General features: G+C 39.9%; 22 protein-coding genes. 7 read left to right on the forward strand and 15 right to left on the reverse strand.

Annotated features, from left to right (window positions below; translation table 11 throughout):
* Positions 1-54 precede the first annotated feature (54 nt).
* The 5 genes from JOC49_RS11575 to JOC49_RS11595 all read right to left on the reverse strand — a co-directional run bounded on the left by JOC49_RS11575 (position 55) and on the right by JOC49_RS11595 (position 5,028).
* The gene (locus JOC49_RS11575; protein ID WP_341534682.1) at positions 55-582 is read right to left on the reverse strand and encodes a methylated-DNA--[protein]-cysteine S-methyltransferase; all 528 of its coding nucleotides are present in this window, start codon (positions 580-582) and stop codon (positions 55-57) included.
* Positions 583-665: 83 nt separating this feature from the next.
* Positions 666-1,982 carry a pyridoxal phosphate-dependent aminotransferase gene (locus JOC49_RS11580; RefSeq protein WP_204665202.1) on the reverse strand — a complete coding sequence of 439 codons (1,317 nt, stop codon included), beginning with the start codon at positions 1,980-1,982 and terminating at the stop codon, positions 666-668.
* A gap of 98 nt (positions 1,983-2,080) precedes the next feature.
* Positions 2,081-3,427, reverse strand: a complete 1,347-nt coding sequence (locus tag JOC49_RS11585) for a sensor histidine kinase (protein WP_204665203.1) — start codon at positions 3,425-3,427, stop codon at positions 2,081-2,083.
* Positions 3,424-4,107, reverse strand: coding sequence for a response regulator transcription factor (locus JOC49_RS11590; protein WP_204665204.1), 684 nt, complete (start codon positions 4,105-4,107; stop codon positions 3,424-3,426). The genes JOC49_RS11585 and JOC49_RS11590 overlap by 4 nt, the downstream gene beginning before the upstream one ends.
* A 96-nt stretch (positions 4,108-4,203) precedes the next feature.
* Positions 4,204-5,028 carry an undecaprenyl-diphosphate phosphatase gene (locus JOC49_RS11595; protein WP_204665205.1) on the reverse strand — a complete coding sequence of 275 codons (825 nt, stop codon included), beginning with the start codon at positions 5,026-5,028 and terminating at the stop codon, positions 4,204-4,206.
* A gap of 87 nt (positions 5,029-5,115) precedes the next feature.
* Between JOC49_RS11595 and JOC49_RS11600 the strand changes: the two genes are divergently transcribed.
* The 3 genes from JOC49_RS11600 (at position 5,116) to JOC49_RS11610 (ending at position 8,197) form a co-directional block, all read left to right on the forward strand.
* Complete coding sequence (locus JOC49_RS11600; RefSeq protein ID WP_204665206.1) at positions 5,116-6,306, forward strand: MFS transporter; 1,191 nt, start codon at positions 5,116-5,118, stop codon at positions 6,304-6,306.
* Positions 6,307-6,430: 124 nt separating this feature from the next.
* The gene (locus JOC49_RS11605) at positions 6,431-7,708 is read left to right on the forward strand and encodes an ArsB/NhaD family transporter (protein ID WP_204665207.1); all 1,278 of its coding nucleotides are present in this window, start codon (positions 6,431-6,433) and stop codon (positions 7,706-7,708) included.
* 9 nt (positions 7,709-7,717) lie between these two features.
* Positions 7,718-8,197: a hypothetical protein gene (locus JOC49_RS11610; RefSeq protein WP_204665208.1), complete on the forward strand. Its 480-nt coding sequence runs from the start codon at positions 7,718-7,720 to the stop codon at positions 8,195-8,197.
* Positions 8,198-8,246: 49 nt separating this feature from the next.
* Here the strand turns inward: JOC49_RS11610 and JOC49_RS11615 are convergent, their stop codons facing one another.
* From JOC49_RS11615 to JOC49_RS11630, 4 genes are read right to left on the reverse strand one after another with little or no spacing between them, the layout of a single operon-like run.
* Positions 8,247-8,420, reverse strand: coding sequence for a hypothetical protein (locus JOC49_RS11615; RefSeq protein ID WP_204665209.1), 174 nt, complete (start codon positions 8,418-8,420; stop codon positions 8,247-8,249).
* On the reverse strand, positions 8,392-8,931 hold the full coding sequence (locus JOC49_RS11620; RefSeq protein ID WP_204665210.1) for an ECF transporter S component: 540 nt from the start codon (positions 8,929-8,931) through the stop codon (positions 8,392-8,394). Before JOC49_RS11620 ends, JOC49_RS11615 begins: the two co-directional genes overlap by 29 nt.
* Before the next feature lie 39 nt (positions 8,932-8,970).
* Complete coding sequence (locus JOC49_RS11625) at positions 8,971-10,173, reverse strand: FAD-dependent oxidoreductase (RefSeq protein WP_204665211.1); 1,203 nt, start codon at positions 10,171-10,173, stop codon at positions 8,971-8,973.
* 23 nt (positions 10,174-10,196) lie between these two features.
* Complete coding sequence (locus tag JOC49_RS11630; RefSeq protein ID WP_204665212.1) at positions 10,197-11,171, reverse strand: helix-turn-helix domain-containing protein; 975 nt, start codon at positions 11,169-11,171, stop codon at positions 10,197-10,199.
* Between the two features lie 213 nt (positions 11,172-11,384).
* Between JOC49_RS11630 and hypB the strand changes: the two genes are divergently transcribed.
* From hypB to JOC49_RS11650, 4 genes are read left to right on the forward strand one after another with little or no spacing between them, the layout of a single operon-like run.
* Complete coding sequence (hypB, locus tag JOC49_RS11635) at positions 11,385-12,047, forward strand: hydrogenase nickel incorporation protein HypB (RefSeq protein WP_204665213.1); 663 nt, start codon at positions 11,385-11,387, stop codon at positions 12,045-12,047.
* A gap of 1 nt (position 12,048) precedes the next feature.
* Positions 12,049-14,796 carry an FAD-dependent oxidoreductase gene (locus JOC49_RS11640; protein WP_204665214.1) on the forward strand — a complete coding sequence of 916 codons (2,748 nt, stop codon included), beginning with the start codon at positions 12,049-12,051 and terminating at the stop codon, positions 14,794-14,796.
* A 2-nt stretch (positions 14,797-14,798) separates the two neighbouring features.
* Entirely contained in the window at positions 14,799-15,140 is a 342-nt protein-coding gene (locus tag JOC49_RS11645) for a hydrogenase maturation nickel metallochaperone HypA (RefSeq protein ID WP_204665215.1), read from the forward strand.
* A gap of 19 nt (positions 15,141-15,159) precedes the next feature.
* Positions 15,160-16,080, forward strand: a complete 921-nt coding sequence (locus tag JOC49_RS11650) for a DUF5692 family protein (protein WP_204665216.1) — start codon at positions 15,160-15,162, stop codon at positions 16,078-16,080.
* 49 nt (positions 16,081-16,129) lie between these two features.
* Here JOC49_RS11650 and JOC49_RS11655 read toward each other — a convergent pair whose 3' ends face one another.
* The 6 genes from JOC49_RS11655 to JOC49_RS11680 all read right to left on the reverse strand — a co-directional run bounded on the left by JOC49_RS11655 (position 16,130) and on the right by JOC49_RS11680 (position 24,405).
* Positions 16,130-18,520 (reverse strand): ATP-binding protein, encoded by a 2,391-nt coding sequence (locus JOC49_RS11655; protein WP_204665217.1) that lies wholly within the window; start codon positions 18,518-18,520, stop codon positions 16,130-16,132.
* A gap of 32 nt (positions 18,521-18,552) precedes the next feature.
* Positions 18,553-19,731 (reverse strand): MalY/PatB family protein, encoded by a 1,179-nt coding sequence (locus tag JOC49_RS11660; protein WP_204665218.1) that lies wholly within the window; start codon positions 19,729-19,731, stop codon positions 18,553-18,555.
* 50 nt (positions 19,732-19,781) lie between these two features.
* Complete coding sequence (gene dapF / locus JOC49_RS11665) at positions 19,782-20,618, reverse strand: diaminopimelate epimerase (RefSeq protein ID WP_204665219.1); 837 nt, start codon at positions 20,616-20,618, stop codon at positions 19,782-19,784.
* A 2-nt stretch (positions 20,619-20,620) separates the two neighbouring features.
* Positions 20,621-22,090, reverse strand: a complete 1,470-nt coding sequence (locus tag JOC49_RS11670; protein WP_204665220.1) for a UDP-N-acetylmuramoyl-L-alanyl-D-glutamate--2,6-diaminopimelate ligase — start codon at positions 22,088-22,090, stop codon at positions 20,621-20,623.
* A 177-nt stretch (positions 22,091-22,267) separates the two neighbouring features.
* Positions 22,268-23,665: an MATE family efflux transporter gene (locus JOC49_RS11675; RefSeq protein ID WP_204665221.1), complete on the reverse strand. Its 1,398-nt coding sequence runs from the start codon at positions 23,663-23,665 to the stop codon at positions 22,268-22,270.
* A 62-nt stretch (positions 23,666-23,727) separates the two neighbouring features.
* Positions 23,728-24,405 carry a hypothetical protein gene (locus JOC49_RS11680; protein ID WP_204665222.1) on the reverse strand — a complete coding sequence of 226 codons (678 nt, stop codon included), beginning with the start codon at positions 24,403-24,405 and terminating at the stop codon, positions 23,728-23,730.
* Positions 24,406-24,579: the final 174 nt, after the last annotated feature.

Genomic DNA, 24,579 nt, shown 5'->3' on the forward strand with positions numbered 1-24,579 from the left:
AGATTTCTCTACTTCTTTTTGTCGTGCAATTTTTTAACTTTAATTTTATTTAGATTATTTTGTTTTTTCTATTGACTTCATATAGTTAGTCTCATGTTCATTTTCGATCTCAAGAAGTTTAACCTTAAGGTCAATGCCCCCACCATACCCTACCATTTTCCCATTTGATCCAATAACCCTGTGACATGGGATTATAATTGGGATTGGATTTCGATTATTTGCCATTCCCACAGCTCTGTACGCCTTATTGCGCCCGATTGAAATGGCGATCTCCTTATAACTTCTCGTCTCGCCATAAGGAATTTTAAGCAGTTCCATCCAAACGCTTTTCATAAAGTCAGTCCCAGAAGGATTAAGTGGCAAATCAAAAGTTTTAATCTCGCCTTTTAAATAAGCTTCAATTTGAAGGGCTGCTGCTTCAATTAATTCTAAATCTTTTGCCACGCCCCGTTCAGAACACGCATTTGCTTGAGGTGTTAAAATCACCTGAGTAATTGTTCCGTTTTGAGCACCTATTCCAATTCTCCCAATAGAAAAATTATAATACCGAATCATCTCATACACCTCAATTAATTTTATCACAATACTCAGAAAAAAGCCCCCTTATTCGTTAAGCTTCAGCCACTCAATAGCGAAGCATTTAACTCAAAAAGGGGGCGATAACTCTATCTTTGTGCCTCAAATTTTCTCAACAATTTAACAAAAAGTTCCGGTACTTTTGCCATATTTTCAGGGGATTCAACAAAGGAAATCCTAAACTGAGTACTTCCAGGGTTAGGTTCACCTTTTGGAATGTCATAAAATCCCTTCATTGGCGCAACCAGTAAAGTGGTTTCAACACCATCTATCTCTACCGAGCCTTCTCCCGCACAGAATAGTACAAATTCTATAGCGTCGAATCCCGGTTTAACAACATTTCTCACGTCTATTACAGAATAGATAGACGCATCTGGACTGGAAACAATTAATTTTGGCTCCAATGCCTTAAGTCCATTATAAACATTAACAATTAATTCTTTATAATAAGTTCTTAAAGACTGGGCCCATCCAAGTAAGTCTTCTTTGCTTTCCTTGGCCAATGCGCCAAATATATACTGGCCGATTGCATTGGCACACAAGTTTGCTGTGTACTCTGCTACAGATCTGTTGTGGAACTCAGGACTGTCTGTAATAACAGCACCAATTCTCAATCCGCAAGCATTCCAAACTTTAGACGCCGTTTCAATACTGATACGTCTGCCTTCAATACCTGGTACATCAGAATCTGTAATGCCCCAAATGCTCACAAGTTCCTTACCCTCTTCATAATAAAGTTCTCTGTAAGCTTCATCACTAACCATCCACATGTTATATTTCACACATAGACCAGCAAGTTTTACCAAGGTCTCATGATCATAATATTGTCCAGTTGGGTTGTCATATGGAATAACCAATAAAGCGCTTGGCTTGTTTTCTTGTATAATCTTTTCAAGTGTGTCAATCTCAGGCAAAGTGAATTTCCCGTTCTCTTCCAAGTGTCTCTTAACTGTAACCGTCTTTCGGCCCAATCTTTCTGCAAAAGAAATGTAATTTGTATAGGCTGGATCAATCATCATAAGCGGCTTTTCAGAAGTTCCAGCTGGTCCACAAGCCCCTATAATCACGAGTTCCATACCAGCAGATCCACCGTCTGTCACCTGAACATGTAGTTTGCTTGTGTCGAATCCTTCACAATCCAGTATGTTTTTAAACGCATTTCTTGCTTCTTCGGTTCCAGCAGTGCCTGTATACCGGATAACACCTCCTGAAAAAGGACTTTCAGGTGCATCTAGTTCAAACATCCGCTTCACCATAGCCGGATTCGTCGCTAAGGACACATTGCCTATACCAACATTGATAACGGCTTCCGGTTTTATGGCACGTTCATCGTATTTCATCTGCGCCAAGCGTACATCTGATGGTTTTCTTGATTCAAAGTGCGCTGAGAGAATCGGTTTATTCATAATGCATCTCCTCTTTAATGAAATTTAAAGGGCTCGCCCCAAACATCTAACGGTATATAACCCGTCCCGCTATATTTTATCACCAATCAATCCATACATCAATGAAATTCAATTGTAAATATACTGCCTTCATTTTCTTTGGACTTTACTGTAATATCAGCCCCTATGGCCTCTAAATTTTCTTTCACAACATATAGACCAATACCATCTCCATTCTTGTCTGCTCCGCCTGCGCCTCTAAAATACGCTTCAAACAAATGTGGCAAGTCATTTTTAGAAATTCCAATTCCAGTATCAGAAATGTCAATCCGAGTTGTCTTGTTTGCTTCATAACATTTTACACAAACAGAGCCCCCAGTAGAGGTATAATTTAACGCATTCACCAGTAGATTGTAAATGGTTTGTCCAAGTAAAAAAGGGTCCGTCTGAAGAACAGGCTTAACGGCCATATCAATACTTAGGCGAATGCCTTTTTTTCTAAACTGTGCCTTTAAGCCGTTTACCACCTGAGTCAATAAGGTTTCAATTACCACAGGTTCCGGATTGCTTACAAGTCTCTGCTTGTCGGCGTCTATCATATGGCCCACGTTTGAAACAATTTCACCAATATTATCAATTTGATGGTGGAATACGCTCATTTCTTCATCCGTTGGGGCAATTATGCCATCTTCCAAAGCTTCTACATGTGTTTTTAAAATCGTAAGCGGCGTTCGTGTTTGATGAATCAGCTCGTCTACAAGGGCTTTTCTGCTTTTTTGCTTAAGTTTCAGCCTTATGTTCAGTTCTTCCAAACTTTTCCGGATTTGATCGACTTCAAGAATTTTTGAAGATGCATACGTTTTTGTTCCCCCAACATGGATCTCCTGTGCAAATTCTGCCGTTTCTTTCAGAGCACGCCCCATCTTCTTGCTCATAATAATTCCCAGCACCACAGATACACCCAGTGCAATACCAATTGCAATAATGCTGTTTACAATTAATGATGACTTAAAAGCCTGAGCCTGAAATGTATTGTCAACAGAAGTGTGGGTCACCACATTAAAGACACCAAGCGTCCTATCGCTGAGCTGTACTTCATAGGACTCTGTTTCACCTGAATTGCGTTTTCCCCAATTGCCCATCATACGATTTCTTGGGGCTAGATGGGCATCTGTACTAACGGCAACAAGTTGGTGTCCATCAGGGTCAAATAACCGTATTTCACTAATTGGGTCCACCAGATGTGTTTCAAGTTCCATTGCCATTTGATCAACAGAATATGTGCCAGATGCGAGGGTATTTTTAAGATAATCTTGAATTTGATCAATGTGTGTTTCATAAGAAGATTCCAGATACGTATCAAAGTGTCTGTCTGTTAAGGTCAGCATTAACATGCCATTGATGCCTATTGAAAAAACCACCACACTGACTAAAATTAAAAGCCAAATCTTCCGAATACTCATCATAAGTCACCACCAAAAATATAACCAGCTCCGTATTTTGTCACAAGATATTTAGGGTTTTTAGGAGACGTTTCAATTTTTTGTCGCAATCGTTTAATATGACTGTCAATATTTCGATCATAGCCATCGTAGGAAGTTCCAAAAGACAATTGAATCAACTGATCTCTAGAAAGAACGGCATTTTTGTGTTTCATAAACGTCAATAGAAGCCTAAATTCTGTTCCCGTAATGGGTATTTCAACATCCTCTTTAAAAAGACGCATACTCTGTGTATAAAGCTTTAAATCGCCAACACTCAAATAAGCATCTTCATTTTCGCCATAAACGCGTTTAAAAAGCGCTTTTATGCGCCTAACCAACTCTCTCGGGCTAAATGGTTTGCTCACATAATCATCTGCACCTAAATCAAATCCCTTAATTCGGTCCATCTCCTGATTTTTTGCAGTCAGCATTATAACAGGTGTATCCGATAGTTCACGTAGTTCTTTTAAGACTTCAAACCCATCAATGCCCGGCATCATCACATCAAGAATTACCAAATGATAAATTTCATCATCTAGTTTTTCAAGGGCTTCAAATCCATTTTTAGCCCACACGCACGTATAGGATTCTTGATCTAAATATTTCAAAACAATTGAAGCAATCTGTGCTTCATCTTCTACTAAAAGAATCTTATAGGACATAACCTCACCCCATTATACTTTTTTTATACTATACCCATAAAATGTGGCATAAATATGACAAAGACCGTATGACATCCCACACGGCCTTTATCACGCTTATAATGTGCTTAAATAATAACCAATAACTAAAAGTCCCAATCCAATACGATACCAACCAAAAACTTTAAAATCGTGTTTCTTGATGTAAGTCATCAAAAACCGAATTGAAACAAGTGACACACCAAAAGCGACAATCATCCCAACACTCAATAGGATAAATTCAGATGGTGAAAAATCAAATCCAAACTTTAAAAGTTTAATGGCACTAGCCCCAAACATAATTGGGATCGACATGAAAAAAGAAAACTCAGCCGCTACAAATCGTGACGTCCCCAGTATAATAGCGCCAATTATCGTGGCCCCAGACCGAGATGTTCCCGGAATCAGCGATAACACTTGGAATACACCGATTAAAAACGCCGTTTTATAACTTAATTCTGCAAAAGATTTAATGTCCCCCTCTTTACCCTTATGTTTCGTTTCAATAACGATAAACAAAATACCATAAAAAATGAGCGTAATGGCAACTGTTACATAATGATACAAATGGGCATTGAGCCAATCATCAAACAAAACACCTAAGATACCGGCTGGTATAACGCCGATTACAACCTTGTACCAAATTGATAGGGTTTCTTTTTTTTCATCCAATGTCTTTTTGGGGGACAGTGGATTAAGTTTATGAAAATAAAGCATTACAACTGCCAAAATAGCCCCCAGTTGAATCACGACTAAAAACATTTCCATAAACGCTGGTGATACGTTTAATTTAATAAATTCATCAACAAGTATCATGTGCCCCGTACTGCTAATGGGCAACCACTCTGTAATCCCCTCAACAACCCCTAATATTATAACCTTTATAAGATCCATCACTTCCATTTTTGCCTCCTAGAAATAAGTCCATCCTATTTTATCATGAAACGATTATGTTTGCACAAAGTAAACAAAAAATTGTATAATTCTTTTATGAGTTATAAAAACCTTAATCCAATAATTAAAAAATTCATAGTCGTTGTTTTTCTTTATGGACTGACATCCGCGTCCTTCAATGGTTTCTTTGGGATCTACGTCAAAGAACTTGGGTATTCTGAAAGTCTTGTGGGGTCAATTCTTTCACTTAGAAGATTATCTGTGGGGATTATGGCTTTTGTCATTGCAGCTTTATCCGAACGCATTGGCCACAAACGCACCCTTTTAATGGGGCTCCTAATAGTTGGCATTTCCAGCATTGCCATTGTCTCGGTTGAAAGTGTATTTGCCATGCAACTGATTTCGGTCATTTTTGGTTTCGGCCAAGCAGCCATGTTGACTGTGGAATCCCCCTTTATATATGGTCAGGCTGATGCAGACGAACGCGTGCATGCATTTTCGCTTACATTTGCAACCCGAAATGCCGCCTTTATGACAGGTTCACTTCTCACAGGATTTATTGCAGATTTATTTGCAACGCGCTTTGGCTCTGGTGCAATTTCTATAAGATATGCCCTTATCGTTGTGAGTGCCATGAGTTTAATTGCACTTATTCCACTCAGCCGTTTAACCCCTAGACCCGTTGAAAAAGTTAAAAGGCTCAATTTCAAAGAATTTAAGGGTTTCTTTACCAAAACCAATGTTCTATTTTTGACTTATACCGGCATGATTGGTCTCGGCGCTGGCCTGATTGTTCCTTTTTTTGGTGTTTACTTAAAGTACATGTTAGATACTTCTGAGAGTATTGTTGGTCTAATCCTAAGTTTTGCGCAACTTGGAACAGTTTTTGGTGGTCTAAGCGTCCCTTATTTGAGCAGTCGATTTGGCAATTATAAAACCATTGTCATAACTCAACTTTTAAGCATCCCTCTGCTAATTGCGATTGGGCTCCCACAAGGTCTAATTGTTGTGGCCATAGCCTTTTTCCTTAGAAGTTCGCTTATGAACATGGGACAGCCTTTGATTCGTAATATCTCCATGCACATTATTGAAGACCATCACAGGCCACTAATGAGTGCTATGCGCGCCATGCTCAACAACATTTCAAGGGCTTTAGGCATACTTGTAGGCGGTTGGATTATGAGTACTTTCACTTACAATACGCCCTATGCCTTTACAATTTTATTCTATATCATTGGCACAATGATCTTTTATACAATTTTTAGAAAAGAAATCAAAAATCCTTAGTCCAAAGATACGATCAATCATTACGAAAAATATATTTTTTCAGTATTGACTTCCCGATTTGACAAGCGTAATATGTGAAGTTGTGTCACGTAACAACTTTATAATTGAATCGAGGGGAAATACTATGTTTGGGAACACACAATTAATTGTTGCCATCGCAATTTTCACTTTAACCTATGTGATTATTGTGTCAGAAAAAGTAAATCGCACCGCTATTGCAATTTTTGGCGCTGTGCTCATGTTGATTTTTAACATTGAAATGCAGGAAGAAGCCATTATGCACGTGGATTTTAACACCATTGGCCTTTTGGTAGGGATGATGATTATTGTCAACATCCTCAAACGAACGGGGATTTTTGAATACGTCGCCATTAAGGCGGCCAAGGCAGCCAAGGGCGATCCTTGGAAGATTGTCTTGATTTTTTCTATATTAACAGGCGTCTCGTCTGCTTTTCTAGACAACGTTACGACGATTCTGCTTGTTGTGCCAGTTACAATTGTAATTGCAAATGCACTTAAATTGAATCCAATTCCATTTTTAGTGCCCGAAGTCCTTATTGCAAATATTGGTGGAACGGCCACCCTTATTGGAGACCCGCCCAACATTATGATTGGTAGTGCAACTGGACTTGGTTTCAATGATTTCATAGTCAATTTAGGACCTGTCGTCATTGTCATTACAGGTATTACAATGGTCATCCTTAAAATGGTATACGGTAAGACGCTCGTTGCCGACGAGCTGAACAAACGTCAAATTTTATCCATGAATGAACAGTTAGCAATAAAGGATAAAACGTTACTCATTAAAAGCTTAATTGTTTTGGGTATTACCATTATTGGCTTTATGTCACACCAATCATTGGGCTACGAATCTGCTACAATTGCTCTATTTGGAGCTGGTCTTTTGTTACTGCTCAGCAAGTTGGATCCGGAAGACATTCTTATGGAAATTGAGTGGCCCACTATTTTCTTCTTTATGGCGCTTTTTATCCTTGTTGGTGCACTTGAAGATGTGGGTGTTATCCATTTTCTCGCTGAAAAAATGTTAGATTTAACACATGGAGACCTCTTTTTTACTGCCATGCTGATTTTATGGGTTTCAGCGATTGCTTCCGCATTTTTAGATAACATTCCATTTGTTGCCACCATGATTCCGCTAATCACAAGCATTGGTGATCTTAGCAGCATCAGCATTACACCACTTTGGTGGGCTCTGGCTCTTGGCGCTTGTCTTGGGGGAAATGGGACACTTGTAGGCGCTTCAGCAAATGTGATTGTCAGCGGTATGCTTGAAAAACAAGGCTATAAATTGTCTTTTGTTGAATATATGAAAATTGGATTCCCGATTATGCTGGTTTCGGTAGCGGTATCCACTGTCTATTTATGGGTTCGATACCTGTAGGAGGTTAAAATGAGTCGATTATTAGACGCCGAATTAACAATTCAGACTATGAAATTGCGACAAATGGGTGCGAAAATAAAAACAATCAACAGTAAAATGTGTTATGTGAAATTTGATATTAGTGGTTTTGAAGTGTCGTATGTCTACAACATCAACAAAAATGGCAACTATTTTTTGGAGCGCATTAAGCCATATCCGCTTGCCATTAAAGAATTTTATGATGAAGAGCAAGTCATTGAAATCATTAAAGTAGATTTAGAACAATTTAAAAACGCCATTAAGAGTCACAATATCCAAAGTTTTATCGACATCAACAGGCGGTTGCATCAAAGCATCCAAAAATTTGAAGATCTATTTCTTTATTACAACGTTCCGCTTGAAGAATGTGATAAGATTATAAGTCTTTTAGATGCTTTAGACCAAGAACTTAAAGATACTAAAAACTCAAGCAATCGTATTTACACCAAAAAAGAACCTGATAATTTATAAAAAAAGTTGCATGTTGGCAAGTCTATTGACCTGTCAGCATGCAACTTTTTTAAGTTTCACCAACCAACACAAACAGTTCTTCCGTATCAACTTCAGAGCCGACACGCTTTGCCAGTTCAGGTATCAACACGCCCGTTCCTGTTCCTACATCCAAAACATGATGGCCAGAAAAGATGTCTGATCCATTCCATCTCCTAATCTTGAGTTTGAATGTGTCTCGCATCCATAAATTTATCCAAAGCCACAATTACAGCTGGAATTAAAAGCAGCTGAATCCCAATTCCCGGAAGACCTGTCACAACAGATCCTTTTATAAAAACGTCAGGGCCCGGTAATTTTGCTGAAAAAAACGTCGCAAGTACATAAACGCATCCACCTGCTGCAATTCTGCCACCAGCCATTGCAACCAACAATTTGATAAATAGATTCAGTTTTGTTTTTTGTGTTAGCAAACTAATCACAATGGCATAAACCGGCAATTCCACCATCATAATTGGCAACATTGGAAAGACCGGTGGCATTCCCGTAAATAATGAACTTAAAAGCGGGGTCAATATGCCAACTGCTGCTGCATAAGGTATATTTAAAAAGAAACCTGCCACTAAAACTGGAATATGCATGGGGAGAAATATCGCGCCAGCGCCTCCAATGGCATGGAATGCAATTGGGAGCACCACACCTATTGCAATAAAAACACCTGATAATACAAGTTGATGAATTGGTTTTATTTTCATTTTTGCCTCCTTTATAAGCTAAAACAGATTCATTGTAGTTCAATAATTGCCTTCTGTCAAGAATGTCTTAATGGAGGCGTAAAGATGTGATAAGGATGGTTTTGAAATTAGAGAGCCCAGAAACTGAATGGGGCCAAGCGCCTGATTTTTTATAAGTTGATGGTAAAAATCAGATTGGCTATTCTCCAGAGGTAAATGCGGAAAAATATGCCACTGACGGGTAGAAATCAAGCGTTTAAGTTTTAATCCGCTTTGTAGCAAATCATTTTCCATGGCCTTAACCAATTCCGTGGACAGGTGCCCATACGCATAACCCACCAGTATCATTTGATTTTCATGTTTAAACGTGTGGTAAAATTGTATTTTACCCAAAGACCCTAAATTGGCTTTGAAATATGTTGTGGCCATATTATGACCTTCCACTTCATAGACACAGGTTACATAAGGGTTCGTTTCAATCTTCTGCATCGCCAAATTCACAGGCGCATCTTTTACAACACCATCGGGCAGTTTAGAGGTAATAAAAACCCGGTCATATTCTGCTTTATCATAGTATGTTTCAACCACCCCACTATTTCCAATGCGGTGAATACCAACAGCTGGCATGCCATAACGAATATCAGAAACAGAGTCACTTAACCGTTTTATAATCTCACCAACGCCTAAATCCGCAAATAGAAACTTGTCATTTCGGATAAAAGACTGAATGGTATCACAATCAAAAATACGAAACGCATAATAGGCCTTCACTTTTTGAATATCCCCAAATCCAAAAGACGAAAAAAGAGGTGAAATGACATCTCCAATGACGGTTAAACCGTGTTGGGCCAAAAATGTATCAACCGGTACCATAAGCGCTTTGGGAATCTCATCATAAAAGAAGGATTTGCTTTTATCGCAATAAGACTTAAGAAGCGTGTCCAATAGCTTAATTTCTTCCATAAGTCTCGGAACATGTTCTCTGGACACATGCTCCACTTTGCGATAATCAGAACTTATAAAATTTCTATGGGTAAATCTTTCTGAATAGTTGATTTTCAGCTCAATCAACAAGGGCTTTATATGGTCTGGAAAAGCAAAAACAGTCCCAAGCTCAATCTGTATGCCACCATTCCGTAACGTTTTACAGTGGCCCCCAATTTCCGTTTCTTTTTCATATACTGTTACGTCATGCCCCTTTTTCTCAAGTAAATAAGCTGCCGTAAGGCCACTAAAACCCGCCCCAATAATTGCAATTTTCATACCCTTCCCCCTAAAAAGAATGCTTAGTACGCCCGATCCAAATAAGCCCACAAAGGCAATACCCATTTTTCCCCAGTAACCCTCATGTGATATTCCAATGGTGACATACAACCAAGTTCATATTGCATATGTTCATGTAGATTATAATGGCGAACCCATCTCTGAAATTCCAATTTCAGCATTTGAAGTGGCATTTTTTTCTGAACACGTGGCAAGACAATGCCAATACATTTTTCTGTATAATGCGAAATTTCATCCTGAACGTCATCTATTTTAACCCCCATAGGGACAAATTCTATAACACAGCCTATAAACAACTTCTTTATTTCTTCAGTTAAGCGTCTCTTTGGCACGTCCCACACCGTATCCTCATAAAAAAACCGGACGTGATGCAAATCGAAATTGAGAATTTGTGCTATGGGCGCTGCAACAGCAGTCATTAGGTCCATTATATTGTCTACATCACAACTTGTATATAATCTTGAACACGCTATTTTACTTTGCTTGTCCAGTATATTATAAGCGTACAGGGTGCCTAGGTCGTCATAACTGCCAAAAGAAGTTATCCAAATGTTCCAATCACTTCCGCTTATTGATGCCCTTTTAATCGGCTCAATACGCTTAACCAGATTGGATTTCCGTTTGCCCATTTTTATGCGTTTTGATTTCGTATTCAGTCCCCTTCGCTTCATAATATTATAAACAGCTGATGTGCTCAATTTATACCCTAGGTCGTCCATGAGATACATAATCGCTTGTGGCCCATATTCAGGATATTGAAAAATCAAATCCAAAACCTGACCCTCTACTCCAGAAGATGTTTTGTTTGCAGGAGAGACATTGCCCCTCTTTTTTCCCAGACCCAGAATCCCTTCCGCTTTATAGCGCTGCAACCATCTGTAATAAAGAGTCCTTGAAATGCCAAATACTTGACAGGCTTTAGAAACCCCTTCTTTTTGTCCAAACTTTATAATTTCCAATTTTTCTTCTCTGTCCATCGCGAACTCCAAATTATTTTGTTTTATGAAAGTGTTTACATTTTAGACGTGCTAAAAAAAAATCGTGTGATATAACCGTTTGTTTATATATTAACAAATTTGTGCACACTTTGCAAAAACTTTTACGCCCACACCTGTCTCTAATTTCGACTGATTGTACTCAAATTTCAACATTGATATACTCATCTTAACGATTAGAAAAGGAGGATTGAAATGAACACGCTTAAAACTTTTACAATCCGCAAAAGCATTCAAGAAGACAATATCAAAGTGGCAAATGCAACGCGAGACTTCTTGAAAAACCAAAACACGTTTCTCATTAACGTCATGTCCTCTCCTGGAAGTGGCAAAACATCCACATTGGTTAGAACAATTGAAAGGCTAAAAAATGACGTTAGACTTGGCGTTATTGAAGCAGATGTCGATTCGGACGTAGATGCACGTGCTGTCCAAAATGCAGGTGCAAAGGCCGTTCAAATGCATACTGGTGGACTTTGCCATTTGGACGCCACTATGACACGGACAGGACTGGAAGAACTTGAAGTTCACGATCTTGATCTTGTATTTCTAGAAAACATTGGCAATCTCATCTGCACTGTTGGACACGATACGGGTGCCATGCGCAACATTGCCATACTTAGTGTTCCTGAAGGCGATGACAAACCCCTAAAGTATCCAATGATGTTTGAAAAAGTAGATGCCCTGATTATCAACAAAACAGATGTCATGCCCTACTTTGATTTTAATATGGAAGTGCTAGAAGAAAGGGTTCGGAAGTTGAACCCTAACGTGAAAATTTTCCCAATTTCAGCTAAGAACAATACTGGACTGGACGCATGGATTGAATGGGTTCAAGCAGAAATGAAAGGACAATAACATGATAAAAACACATAAAGTCGAATTTGCTTTCTCATGGGACGATGTGGGCAACAAGCCTTTTCGTCAAGAAATCCTAGACTTGGCCAACAAAATAGGTCGAACAAAGGCAGGAACAAGCCGAGAGGCCATACCTTTTGGACCAGAATACCAAGCACTTGCACCTATTTTAGACCCTTATCAGGCAAAGATAGCCTTAAACTTGGAATTCCGAAAAAAATGTACTGCGGAAGATGTGGCAAAAAAAAGTGGTGAACCTCTAGAACGTGTCAAAGAAGCTTTAGAGTATATCGCTTGGGCTGGTGTGTCTTTTGTCAACACTGTAGATGGTGTCGACGTGTATTGGCAAGACATTTTTGTTCCAGGTCATCTTGAAATGATTAACAATAACAAAACACTGGTTGCAAAACATCCTGAAATCACAGAAGCCTTTTATTATTTTGGGAGCAAAAAAGGCCCTATGGCAGCTGGAATTATGCCAATTGGTGGCGGTCCAATGCGCGTCATTCCAATTGAACGTGCCCTTGATGGTAACACCAAGAAATTGTCTTACGAGGAAGTTTCCAAACACTTAAATGAAGCTGAAGTTTTTTCAGTCTCTGACTGTTCGTGTAGGACTTCCAGAGAAGCCATGGGTGAAGGGTGTGGACACCTAAAAGAGGACATGTGCATTCAACTTGGCCATGCAGCAGAATACTATATTAAAACTGGACGTGGCAGACAAATCACACGTGAAGAGGCCTTTGAAATCATAAAAAAAGCCGAAGACAATGGACTCATGCATTCCATACCTAATCTTGACACCCCCGGACACACACATGCCATTTGTAATTGCTGTGGCTGTAGCTGTTACGCCATGCGACTTGCCAATGAATATCTGAACAATGACATCGTGAGGTCCAACTACAAATCGGTTGTTGACAAAACAAAATGTGTTGCTTGTGGTGAATGTGTAGATGTGTGCCCAACCAATGCCCTTCGATTGGGTCAAAAACTCTGTACCAACACGCCAATTGATGAAACCATTACCAAAGTCACACCGCGCAATACAGAGTGGCAATCAGACAAATGGAACAGTGACTATCGTACCAATCGTAAAAATGCCCTGGATTCAGGTACAGCTCCTTGTATCACTAAATGTCCAGCCCACATACCTGTACAAGGTTATATCAAACTTGCTTCACAAGGAAAATACACTGAAGCATTAGAGTTGATTAAAAAACACAATCCTTTTCCTGCTGTCTGTGGTCGTATTTGTCCAAGGCTGTGTGAGGAAGACTGTACAAGAGGCGATTTGGATGAGTCCGTTGCCGTTGATGACATTAAAAAATTCATTGCTGAGAAGGATCTAAATGAGGCAACCCGTTATGTTCCTGAAAAACGACACAATTACGCTGACAAAAAAATTGCAATCATTGGTGGTGGTCCTTCAGGCTTAACGTGTGCCTACGATTTGGCCATTGACGGCTATGATGTAACCGTCTTTGAAAAAGAACACAAGCCCGGTGGCATGTTGAGCTTTGGTATTCCTGCTTATCGTCTTGAAAAAGATGTTATTGACGCTGAAATAGACATATTAAGAACATTGGGTGTTACTTTTAAAACCGGGATTGAAGTGGGTAAAGACATCACAATTGACGCACTCAGAAACGAAGGATTTAAGGCATTTTACCTTTCAATCGGGGCACAAGCGGGTCGCAAACTCGGAATTGAGGGTGAAGACCTTCCCGAAGTTAAACATGGTGTTGATTTCTTGAAAAAAGTTAACCTTGGTCAAGACCCAGAAGTAAGTGGCAAAGTCATCGTCATTGGTGGCGGAAATGTGGCAATGGATGTTGCTAGGAGTGCCGTGCGACTAAACACAGTTACGGATTCAGAAATCTATTGTTTGGAGTCCAGAGAAGCAATGCCGGCTCATGAAGAGGAAGTCCATGAAGCCTTGTCTGAATCTGTTGAAATCCAGAATGGTTGGGGGCCAACACGAATTCTTTCAGAAAACGGGAAAGTTGTGGGCGTTGAGTTTAAAAAATGTCTCTCTACAAAAGACGCATCCGGCAAGTTCAACCCACAATTCGACGACACAAACGCCATACAAGTTCCTTGTGATTACGTTCTTTTATCTGTTGGTCAAACATTCTCATATGGTGATTTGCTTAAAGATGAAGCTGTTGAATTAACAGGACGCCACACAATCAAGGTTGATCCAATTACACTTCAGTCTTCAAAAGCTGACATTTTTGCTGGTGGTGACGTTGCAAGTGGCCCTGCACTGGCAATCGACGCAATTGCAGCTGGAAAAGAAGCCGCTGTCTCCATCCACCGTTTTGTACAACCTGGTCAATCTCTAATTTTCGGTCGGGATACACATTCTTATAAAATGTTGGACAAAGATAACCTTGCTGAATTTATAGACTATGATGGCACTCAAAGACAACGCATTGCCGCTGTGGATGGTTCCGTTTCTAAGACAACTTTCAAAGACCTTAGAGGGGTACTTACTGAAGATCAAATTGCAAAAGAAACAGCCAGATGTTTAGGCTGCGGGGCTACAAAGGTAGATGAATACTTATGTGTTGGCTGTGGCGCATGTACGCTAAGATGTAAATTTGATGCCATAAAATTGGAACGTGTCCATGATGTGATGGGCTATGAAATCGAGGACCTGCCAAAAGCGGTTATCAAAAATACAATCGTCCGTAAAACTAAAATTACACTGAATAAAATTAATCCTTTTACTGAAACGAGGTAATCATGCATGAACTTGGAATTGTCTATGAAGTCATTAAAATTGTAGATCACTTTGTTGTGGAAAATCAGCTCACGCATGTTGAAAAGATTGTACTTGAAATTGGGGAACTGTCGCAAGCGATTCCCCGATTTATTGAAGACTGTTACCCGGCTGCTGTAAGTGACACCGCCTATGAAAATACAAAACTGGAAATTGTCATGGAACCTGCAGAAGCCAGATGTAAAAATTGCAATGCTGTATACAATTTGATTAAAGAACGTAAAATCTGCCCAAACTGCGGCCATGATGCGTTTAATCTGCTGTCGGGACAAACATTTAACATTAAGGAAATTGTAGCTTACTAAATTATTTGGAGGTAACCACATGGGGTTGTTATTTGAAAAAGGTGATCTAACCAGTCTTATTGGCATTTTGGTTTTTATAGCCACTTTTGTTATAATTAATGAAGTCTCTCGAAAATCTTTAAAGCTTTCAATACTTGCTTATGGGGTTCTCCCATTGGCAGCCTTTGTTTTAATTATGACAGGTGTCCTTGGGTCACCGACGGGAAAAACTTGGTTTGGCTGGGTAAAAGTTGTTTCAGCACTTATTGGGGTCTATGGTTTCTTATTAATTCGGTTTACCAAACTTGGACAGAACCGATTTGCAGCTATTTTCCCTGTTTCAATTCTTTCGATAAATATTGCAGAAGCCGTTTACCGAGAACTTGAAGTCTACTGGACTTACAAAACACTGACAACAGATGCCGGTGGCATCTTGATTATGGGTGGCCCTTGGAATCTAATGAATGCCGCAGCAGGAATCCTATGTATTGTTACTTTAACAGGTTTTTCGGGAATCCGCGTGTCTAAATCGTCTTCAAAGGACATGCTTTGGCCTGATATGACATGGCTGTATATTGTCGGCTATACCATTTGGAATTTTGCCTACGTTTACAATTGTATTTCAACCCGGGCACTCTATGCGGGATTCGGAATATTAATAGCTGCCATGATTGCGGAATTCTTCTTTAAAAAGGGGGCATGGCTCCAACACAGAGCCCAAATTCTTTCACTATATGCTTTGTTTTCACTTTCATTTGACTTTCAAGCAAGCAGTCTATTTAACATCACACCCAACTATACACAAACGAACCTAATCACACTTGGGATCGTCTCCATTGCTGTAAACTTAGGTGTCTTTGCCATTATGGTCTACACCATTATGAAACATAAGCGAAATCCACTTAAGCAAGAGATTTATGGTCATACAAGTTACTATAAACAAACCATGAGAACGGAATAAAATAAGCCTCTTTATACAGAAGCGTATAAAGAGGCTTATTTTATAAATTCTAGTCACTTTCAGGAATCCAAGCAAGCCCTACCAAATGGACAGTAATATTGCCACTGAGCGCGCGTACATCAATTGATTCTATGTCATCTTTTATGGCATCGTATTTAGAAGAAATCTCTGTGATTTTATCTTCTAAAGTGGCATTTAATGCCTCTATTTCTTGCTGAACCAGCAAGAATCTCTCTTCAGCTTGGTCAATCCCTTGACCACTTTTTAGGGCTTGGGACGTTCGTCTCATAGCCGTTCCCATTTTCGAAACGGATGTGGCACTCACTGCCTTCCTACCTAAAAGCGCCCCTAAAATTGCACTCCCTGCAGAAACAGCCGCATCTAGCTTTCTTTGAGATGCCAAATGACTTTGCTTTTCAACCGCTTGCTCAGCTCTTTGAAGTTTGCCTTCCAGTGTTCTAAATTTTGAATCATATTTTTGTTTTAACGCTTCAAGTTCTGCGTCCCGTTCCTCATGTGCCTGATGCTGGACTCTGATTCTAAACGCTCTTTCATCTTCACCATATTCTGATATGAGTTTTAACTTTGGACACGAAAACAAGGTCAAATGAACACTGGTTCTAATAAACTGACTCAGCAGTCTTTTCCAGTTGGTATACTGTTTTGCCTCTGCGGCCACAGCTGGATAGGTCATAAATGTGGCCCCTTCAACAGGCACCTGTTCCAGTTCATCCATTCCTAACGCCAGATGTTGGGCATCGTCCCAATTTAGAGCAACAGGCCCCTCTTTAAATGGGGTCACCATTATATAGTTTTTCATCTCTGAAATCCCATATTTACTGCTGGTGTATAGGACATCCGTCACCCCTATAACTGCAGGTCTATACCTAATACCAGAACCCAAACTTCCTGAATAAGGGAGAAAAATCTGTTTAATATTTGGGGGTAGCACTGGCAAACCCTCCCCAGAGTCTGGGATTTCTTTAGAGGCCTTAACCACGTCAGCCTCTTTTTCTAAATGCGCAGGAGATTCTTCATTAAAGCCGGACAAACTGGACAATTGATCTCTGGAAAGAGGCCCAGCAAGGTAAGACATAACCCATCTCGTGCTAAAAATCAAAGGGACATCTTCATGAACACTGTGTCTATAAAAAACACGCTTCCCAAGTCCTGCCAATATTTGTTCCGTCTCGGATTTATTGAAATGCCCGCCACTTGCAGCCCCTTCCAGACCTGCCAAGACACGTTCCTTATCGCGCTCTGTTTGCAGACGGCCTATAAACCATGTTCCTGCATTTGAAAGCGCCTTATAATCGAGATCAACTGGATTTTGAGTCGATAAAACAAGGCCTAAACCATAGGCTCTTGCTTGCTTTAACAAGGTCAACAGTGGTCCTTTTGAAGGTGGATTTGCCGTAGGTGGTAGGTAGCCAAACACTTCATCCATATATAAGATGGCCCTTAAACTTCCTGTTCCACTTTGCGTTCGCATCCATCCTACAACTTCATTAAGCAACATGGTCACAAAAAACATCCGTTCACTGTCATTCAAATGGGCAATTGAGAACACAGATGTTCTGGGTTTTCCATCTGGTCGATATAAAAAACCGCCAATATCCAAAGGTTCCCCCTCAAGCCATGCCTCAAATCCTGGAGAAGCCAATAAATTGTTGAGCATCATCGCAAGACCAAACCGGTCCTTCGATGGGTAAAAACTCTCTAAATCCATGACACCAATTTTATCAAATGGTGGTTTTTGAACGGCGCTGATTAAATCTGCTAGACCAAGACTTTTCCCTAGCACCCAGTTCGACTCCAAAATATTAGAAATTAAAATAAATTCTCTACTGGTAAAAGGATCTGCCGTTATTCCAATTAAAGACAAAATACTATGTGTGGTGGCACTCAGACGGTCCCCAAGTGCTTCTTTATCTTGTAAAATCTCTGCTTTTGGCGCTGAAAATGACTTGAGTACAGAAACACCAACGCCTCCTGTCCCCCCTGGCGTAAAAATTTTCACTTCAGCTTCTCGCTTAAGGGTTTCAATCCGTTTGCCATCCTGACCCCACTCTGCAAGTCCACTTTTCCAAATTTCAGCCTGGTCTTTGGCAAATTCTGCTGGCGTCTTACCTTGATTGGATGCTTCTTGTAAATTAATCCAAGGCTCAAAATCCTCGCCCCTAAACTCGGGAAAAGTTAAGGCCAAATTACTTAGGTCCCCCTTAGGATCAATGGCAATAACTGGGATGTTATCCATCATTGCCTCTTCAATAAGCCCAATGCCGAGCCCAGTTTTACCACTTCCGGTCATTCCAATAATCACCGCATGAGTTGTTAGATCTTTTGACTTGAGTAACACATAATCTTGGTCTACTTTTTTCTGCTTTAAATCATATGTCTTTCCAAGATAGAATACGCCCAATTTCTCAAAATCTGTCATTCCATCCCCCTTTTATGAACGCCGTCCATATTTTATTTGGCTAACTGCTTTTTTACAGCGTCTGCCAACCGTTCAAGTGCTTCCTCCAATAGTGTTTTAGAAGACGCAAAATTAATGCGAATGAAGCCACTGCCGCCTTTTCCAAAAGTATGCCCATACTTCACGCCAATTTTAGCTTCATTTACCAAAAATGCTTCCAGCTCAGCGTCAGACATATTCAAGAATCGCATGTCTAACCATGCAATATAAGTACCTTCTGGCTTAACAATATTTATTTCTGGTATATTGGTTCTAATGTAGTCAACAACATAATCTCTTTTTTCCTGCAACAGCACCGTAATCTCGTCAAGCCACTCTTCAGAATACTCATAAGCGGCAATAACCCCTTCAATTGAAAAGAGATTTTTCATAAAAAGTTCAATGGCATCTGCCGTCCGGTCATAAATTTTCATCAGTTCTGGATTTGCAATGGTGACAATACTGGCTTTAAGGCCCGGTAGGTTAAACCCTTTTCCAGGACCAAACATCGTGATTGTATTCATTTTGAGAGCCTCTGAAAGACTCGCAATTGGGTAATGCTTTCTGCCATCAAAAAGAATGTCTGAATACAACTCATCGGAAACAATCAATATGTTGTGCTTCAAACAAATTTCTCCAATTCGCAACAACTCTTCTTTTGTAAACACTTTTCCAACAGGGTTTTGAGGGTTACAGATAACAATCATTTTCGTTCTTTCTGTAATCATGTTCTCCAAGCCCTCAAAATCAAGTAAATACTGGTCTCCATCAAAAATCATAGTATTGTGGAGGGTTTTTCTTTCATTTAAAATGATTGAGTTGAAGAATCTGTAGTAAACCGGTTCCTGAATAATAATCTCATCCCCGGGTTCTGTAAAAGCCAAAATAGCTGCCGAAAGGGCTGGAATTGTGCCAGGGGCATTTCGGATCCACTCTTTTTCAATTTGCCAATTGTTGCGGCGTGCCTGCCAGTTAATAATGGCATTAAAGAAGGCATCGTCCCTAATGGTATAGCCAAAAACCCCATGTTCAACCCGCTTTCTAAAATGGTCAATAATTTGCGGGGAACACTTGCAATCCATATCCGCTTCCCAAAGTGGAATCAAATCACTTGTTCCAAATTTCTCAAGCATACCATCCCATTTTTCTGATCTGGTATGCCACCTGTCTAAATCTTTATCAAATATACTCATTCTATCTTTTATATGATTACCTCAACAAATAATCATAGACTCCTTTCTTCCTAATATTGCCCACTAAACACATGAACTGCCGGTCCGCTCATATAATACTCGGACGCTCTCTTCTCTATTAAAAGTTCGCCCCCTGTAACCAGTACCTTCACAGGTGACTTTAGTTTACCTTCCCGAATCCCTTGCGCCACAGAAGCACTGACACCTGTTCCACAAGACATGGTTCTACCAACGCCTCTTTCCCAAGTGGTCACTTTCAATGTATGTGGGTCAATGACCTTACAAAAATCCACATTGATTCCCTGTGGAAAATACGTGTACTGTTCAATTGTAGACCCTACAAGGTCAATATCGATTTGATCAATTTCATCAACAAAGGTTACTGCATGTATGGTGCCCATGTTTAATGCCGAAAGGGTATACACTTGACCGTCAACTTCAATAGATTCATTTTGAAATTCAGATTTATCAAAAAGAACTGGCATTTTTGACGTGTCATAAATTGGACTTCCCATGTTGATGCGGTACAACGTTTTACCGTCCACCCTTACAGCGGACACCTGAATTTTTTGATACATGGTTTCCACAACACATGTATCCCCTTCAATTAATCCCTTGTCCATTACATATTTGGCAACGCAGCGGATCCCATTTCCACACATAGGGGCCTCAGATCCATCCTGATTAAAAATACGCATTTTGAAATCTGCCTGATCAGACCTTTCCAAAATCAAGAGTCCATCTGCCCCGACACCAAAATGCCGGTCACAAAGTTCAACTGCTAACGCACTGTAGGCATGCTGTTTGTCATCTTTGATATAAATAAGGACAAAATCATTCCCAGTACCGTGATATTTTTCAAACTCCAGCATATCTGCATCTCCCATTTTTATAAATTCCGAACGGCTTCAAAAACAATTTCCCGTTCATCAAATTCAATTGTGCCCTCATTTGTAATCTGTGTGGTTTCATGCCCTTTGCCTGCAAGGAGAATTATATCCCCAGCTTGTGCATGGGCAACTGCATATTCAATTGCTTCTTTTCGGTCAATTATAATGGCATACGCTCCATTTTCCGCTTCAACCGCGCTTGCAATTTGGGATGCTATCACTTGTGGGTCCACGTTTCTTGGATTGTCCGAAGAAATAATGGTAAAATCAGAAAGCCTGCCAGATATATGTCCCATATCATACCGTCTCTCTTCCCCACGGCTCCCGCCACCGACACCAAATAAGGTGATGATTCTGGCCTTTGCAAAGCTCTTAATGGTGTTCAGTGTTTTTTCGAGTCCATCCCCTGTATGCGCGTAGTCAATAATAACGTCGAATCCTGTATTCAACGGTAAAACTTCAAATCGGCCCCGAACGCCTTTTAATTTCTCTACACCTTTAACAATTAAATCTAAGCCTATATTTTCAGCAAGCACACACGCAATCCCCGCCAAAGTATTCTGAACATAAATATCTCCAGGAATGGACAACTTAACTTTTCGGCTTCCCACAGGTGTATTCACTGTAAAAAGGGTAAACTTCTGTTGATAGTCAATTTCGCTCGGATAAACATCCGCTTCTTCTGTAAAGCCATACGTCATTACTGACTTATTTCGAGCTTTCAAATCTTTATAGAGTCTTCTGCCATATGCATCGCTAATATTAACCACATTCATCCGCGTATTCTCAAATAAGCGTTTCTTAACATTAAAATAGTTTTCCATGTTTTTGTGCAAGTCTAAATGGTCCACTGAAAGGTTTGTAAAAATACCAGTCGAAAAATCCAAATTATACACCCGGTCCAATTCAATGGCATGAGAAGAAACTTCCATAACACATTTTGTACACTTGTCTCGAACCATTTGATCAAAGTATTGATTGAGTTCAGGTGCAAGTGGGGTCGTGTGGCTGGTTTTTAGCCTTTGATTACCACTTAAGCACTCTATGGTGCCAATCAATCCAGTGCCTATACCCGCTTCATCCAATATGGACTTTATAATGTAGGTCACTGAAGTTTTGCCATTCGTTCCAGTCACGCCAATAAGGTTCATTTTTTCAGAGGGCCTTGAATAAAAATTAGATGACAGGACAGCCAGTGCCTTCTTGCTGTCTTTAACTTCAATTAGGGTCACGTCGTCACCAAACATCTTATGGGGCCACTCTTCTACGACAATCACCGAAGCACCATTCTCTATGGCCTTGTCAACATAATCATGGCCATCACTGGTAAATCCTTTTATTGCAACAAAAACACACCCTTTTTCCGCTTTTCTAGAATCATAAACGACTTTTGAAACCTCGATACCATGAAACACATCTCTATTTGAACCTGACAGCTCTAAACCATCAATCAATTCACTCAGTTGCATATTTGTTTGTATAATTATTCAAATAAATAACTATACACTCCTTCCTTCTTTTCTACAGAACAACCTCGCTCTCAATTACTCCGCTTTTTATATTATATCTATTTTCAACTTTCATGTCCATAAAGCACCCCACATAAAAAAAACTGGATGACAGAATGTCATCCACTAGTTTTCTTTTTACCCAACAGTATAAATACTTACATTTTTCCATTTGCCTTTTTTAAACTCGAAATATGACCACAATCCCGAAATTAGATTAGTTGCACTAATAGCAATCCAGACACCTGTGGACTCAATGCCAAACAAAATGCCTAGCGTAAAGGCCAAGGCAACTCGAATGACAACCCAGCTTACAAAGGTAATTTGAAAAGGCTTTTTTGTGTACCCAGCACCCTGCATGGTCCTAGACAAGATGATGGATACTGCATGAAAGGGCTCTGAAATTCCAATTATTATTAGAAACAGGCGCCCAATTCTCACGACAGAATCATTGGGCACATCTAAGAAAAAATCAATAAATGACTTGGAGAAAATCACAAAAAGGAGCGATATGCCAAACATCACACCGGCACCAAGAATCGCTGTTGCCCGACCACTGGCCTCTGCCCGATCAAATTGCTTTGCACCGAGATTCATGCCTGAGAGTGTTGCTGCTGCCGTTCCTATCGCAAGACCCGGCATTAGGGCATATTGATTTAGATTGGTCCCAATTACAAAAGCAGGCACTGCAAATTTTGCATCCAATGTTCTTGCCAAAATGGCAAACATTACAAAAGTAGTTGCATTCCTAGATAAGCCTTGTAAACCCGAGGGAATGCCTATATCCATAATTTGCTTTGAAGCACCCCAAACGGGTTTAAACATATGACTGAGTTTAACTTTCACATCGAACTTTCCACTTAATAAAAAGCCCCACGATACCAAAGCGCTAACAAATCTGGATAGGGCTGTTCCCATTGCTGCCCCTGCCACTCCAAAGGCTGGAAAACCAAACATACCAAAGATAAAGATATAATTGCCAATGACATTGATAACATTCATCATTATATCAATATAAAGCGGTGTTTTGGTGTCGCCCGCCCCTTGAAAAATAGATCTGGCCATAAAGTGAAGCAAAAAAAATGGCACAGCAAGAAAAAATATTTTCATATAGTCCACAGCGTAATTCAGCACCCCATCTGTAACGCCTAAAATTTTCAAACTAAATTCATTGGTCATTAGACCAACCGGAACAATTATTGCCGAAAGAATCAAAGACAAAAGAAAAGCCTGTCCTGCAGCAATGCTCGCCCCTTCCTGATCGTCTCTGCCTACAAATCGCGCAACCATAGCAGTGGTTCCTGTTGAGATTGCAATCACCAGCACCATAAAAATCATTATGATATTTCGACTGGTCCCAACGGCTGAAATCGCGTCAACACCAACAGTTCCAACCATTTTCATGTCAATGGTCCCAACAGAAACCTGTAAAAGCGACTGTATAATAACAGGCCATGCCAGAAAAAGTGTCGTCTTGTATAAATTTTTATTGTTTAATAAATAGGTTCTTCTTTTCTCATAATTATCACTTGCCATAAATGCCCCTATCTTCTTTTTGTTTCAAATCTTTGAATCAATCCTTTAGTTTGTCCATTGTATCATATTTTGTATAACTTTTCCCCTCTGTTCTGTCCATCGAGTTGAATCAAAAAATCCCCGTATGCCACCTTCTCGTTGTCATCTTTTCTATAATAGACAAAATGTGTTGAAAGAACATATCCCTTTGCATATCTTGCATCATATACATTGACACCTAGAAGTTCCAGTTCTCCAGTTTCAATAAGTTCACCTTCATCAAGCCCCCTTTGAATTCGTTCTAATGTGGCCGTTTTATGATCCTCCAACCCCTTAACTATCGCCTTGTTTAGGTTAATTTCTATGTCACACATTTGTTTGTCTGACAACACTGCGTCCGCTGACAAACTGTCTGTACAGTCTTCAAAGTCTAGAAGATGGTTTTCTTTTAGCACTTGAAAAAACAGCGCCCCAGCATCATAGCATTTTACCCTTATTGGAAAAACATCCTCAGCTTTCAAAATACGTTCTTTAAGACGCTGAATACGCTCATTGTATAATTTTCTGTCGAGTTGCTTAAGTGCCCTAAGCTCAACATATTGCGCAGAACCCTCAATCTCTTCTACAGATGCTTCATACCAATACTCATAAGGGTGATTTTTGCGTCTGTATGTTCTATACGTCAAAAAATTTGAATAAGTTTCGAGACTAAAATTGTCCATAAACTCCAAGAGCATCTGATTTTCTTCATATTGTGACATACTCCCACCACTTAAGAAGTGGGGGCTTCTCGTTCGAATAGCCTAATGGCTACAGCATAAGCGAGCTATCCCCGTGTGTCCCACGGTTCTTTTATAATTTATGCTGATAATATACGCATACCTTCGTTTCTAATATTGATGCTTGCATTATAGTCTCGATCTACAATTAGACCA

The organism is Fusibacter tunisiensis, assembly GCF_016908355.1.
In the GTDB taxonomy this organism is placed as follows: Bacteria; Bacillota; Clostridia; order Peptostreptococcales; family Acidaminobacteraceae; genus Fusibacter_D; species Fusibacter_D tunisiensis.

Bases quoted from the DNA above. Each gene is read 5' to 3' on its own strand.
- JOC49_RS11580 (WP_204665202.1), bottom strand. From the start codon at position 1,982: ATGAATAAACCGATTCTCTCAGCGCACTTTGAATCAAGAAAACCATCA.
- JOC49_RS11585 (WP_204665203.1), bottom strand. From the start codon at position 3,427: ATGATGAGTATTCGGAAGATTTGGCTTTTAATTTTAGTCAGTGTGGTG.
- JOC49_RS11590 (WP_204665204.1), bottom strand. From the start codon at position 4,107: ATGTCCTATAAGATTCTTTTAGTAGAAGATGAAGCACAGATTGCTTCA.
- JOC49_RS11595 (WP_204665205.1), bottom strand. From the start codon at position 5,028: ATGGAAGTGATGGATCTTATAAAGGTTATAATATTAGGGGTTGTTGAG.
- JOC49_RS11600 (WP_204665206.1), top strand. From the start codon at position 5,116: ATGAGTTATAAAAACCTTAATCCAATAATTAAAAAATTCATAGTCGTT.
- JOC49_RS11605 (WP_204665207.1), top strand. From the start codon at position 6,431: ATGTTTGGGAACACACAATTAATTGTTGCCATCGCAATTTTCACTTTA.
- JOC49_RS11610 (WP_204665208.1), top strand. From the start codon at position 7,718: ATGAGTCGATTATTAGACGCCGAATTAACAATTCAGACTATGAAATTG.
- JOC49_RS11615 (WP_204665209.1), bottom strand. From the start codon at position 8,420: ATGCGAGACACATTCAAACTCAAGATTAGGAGATGGAATGGATCAGAC.
- JOC49_RS11620 (WP_204665210.1), bottom strand. From the start codon at position 8,931: ATGAAAATAAAACCAATTCATCAACTTGTATTATCAGGTGTTTTTATT.
- JOC49_RS11625 (WP_204665211.1), bottom strand. From the start codon at position 10,173: ATGAAAATTGCAATTATTGGGGCGGGTTTTAGTGGCCTTACGGCAGCT.
- JOC49_RS11630 (WP_204665212.1), bottom strand. From the start codon at position 11,171: ATGGACAGAGAAGAAAAATTGGAAATTATAAAGTTTGGACAAAAAGAA.
- hypB (WP_204665213.1), top strand. From the start codon at position 11,385: ATGAACACGCTTAAAACTTTTACAATCCGCAAAAGCATTCAAGAAGAC.
- JOC49_RS11640 (WP_204665214.1), top strand. From the start codon at position 12,049: ATGATAAAAACACATAAAGTCGAATTTGCTTTCTCATGGGACGATGTG.
- JOC49_RS11645 (WP_204665215.1), top strand. From the start codon at position 14,799: ATGCATGAACTTGGAATTGTCTATGAAGTCATTAAAATTGTAGATCAC.
- JOC49_RS11650 (WP_204665216.1), top strand. From the start codon at position 15,160: ATGGGGTTGTTATTTGAAAAAGGTGATCTAACCAGTCTTATTGGCATT.
- JOC49_RS11655 (WP_204665217.1), bottom strand. From the start codon at position 18,520: ATGACAGATTTTGAGAAATTGGGCGTATTCTATCTTGGAAAGACATAT.
- JOC49_RS11660 (WP_204665218.1), bottom strand. From the start codon at position 19,731: ATGAGTATATTTGATAAAGATTTAGACAGGTGGCATACCAGATCAGAA.
- dapF (WP_204665219.1), bottom strand. From the start codon at position 20,618: ATGGGAGATGCAGATATGCTGGAGTTTGAAAAATATCACGGTACTGGG.
- JOC49_RS11670 (WP_204665220.1), bottom strand. From the start codon at position 22,090: ATGCAACTGAGTGAATTGATTGATGGTTTAGAGCTGTCAGGTTCAAAT.
- JOC49_RS11675 (WP_204665221.1), bottom strand. From the start codon at position 23,665: ATGGCAAGTGATAATTATGAGAAAAGAAGAACCTATTTATTAAACAAT.
- JOC49_RS11680 (WP_204665222.1), bottom strand. From the start codon at position 24,405: ATGTCACAATATGAAGAAAATCAGATGCTCTTGGAGTTTATGGACAAT.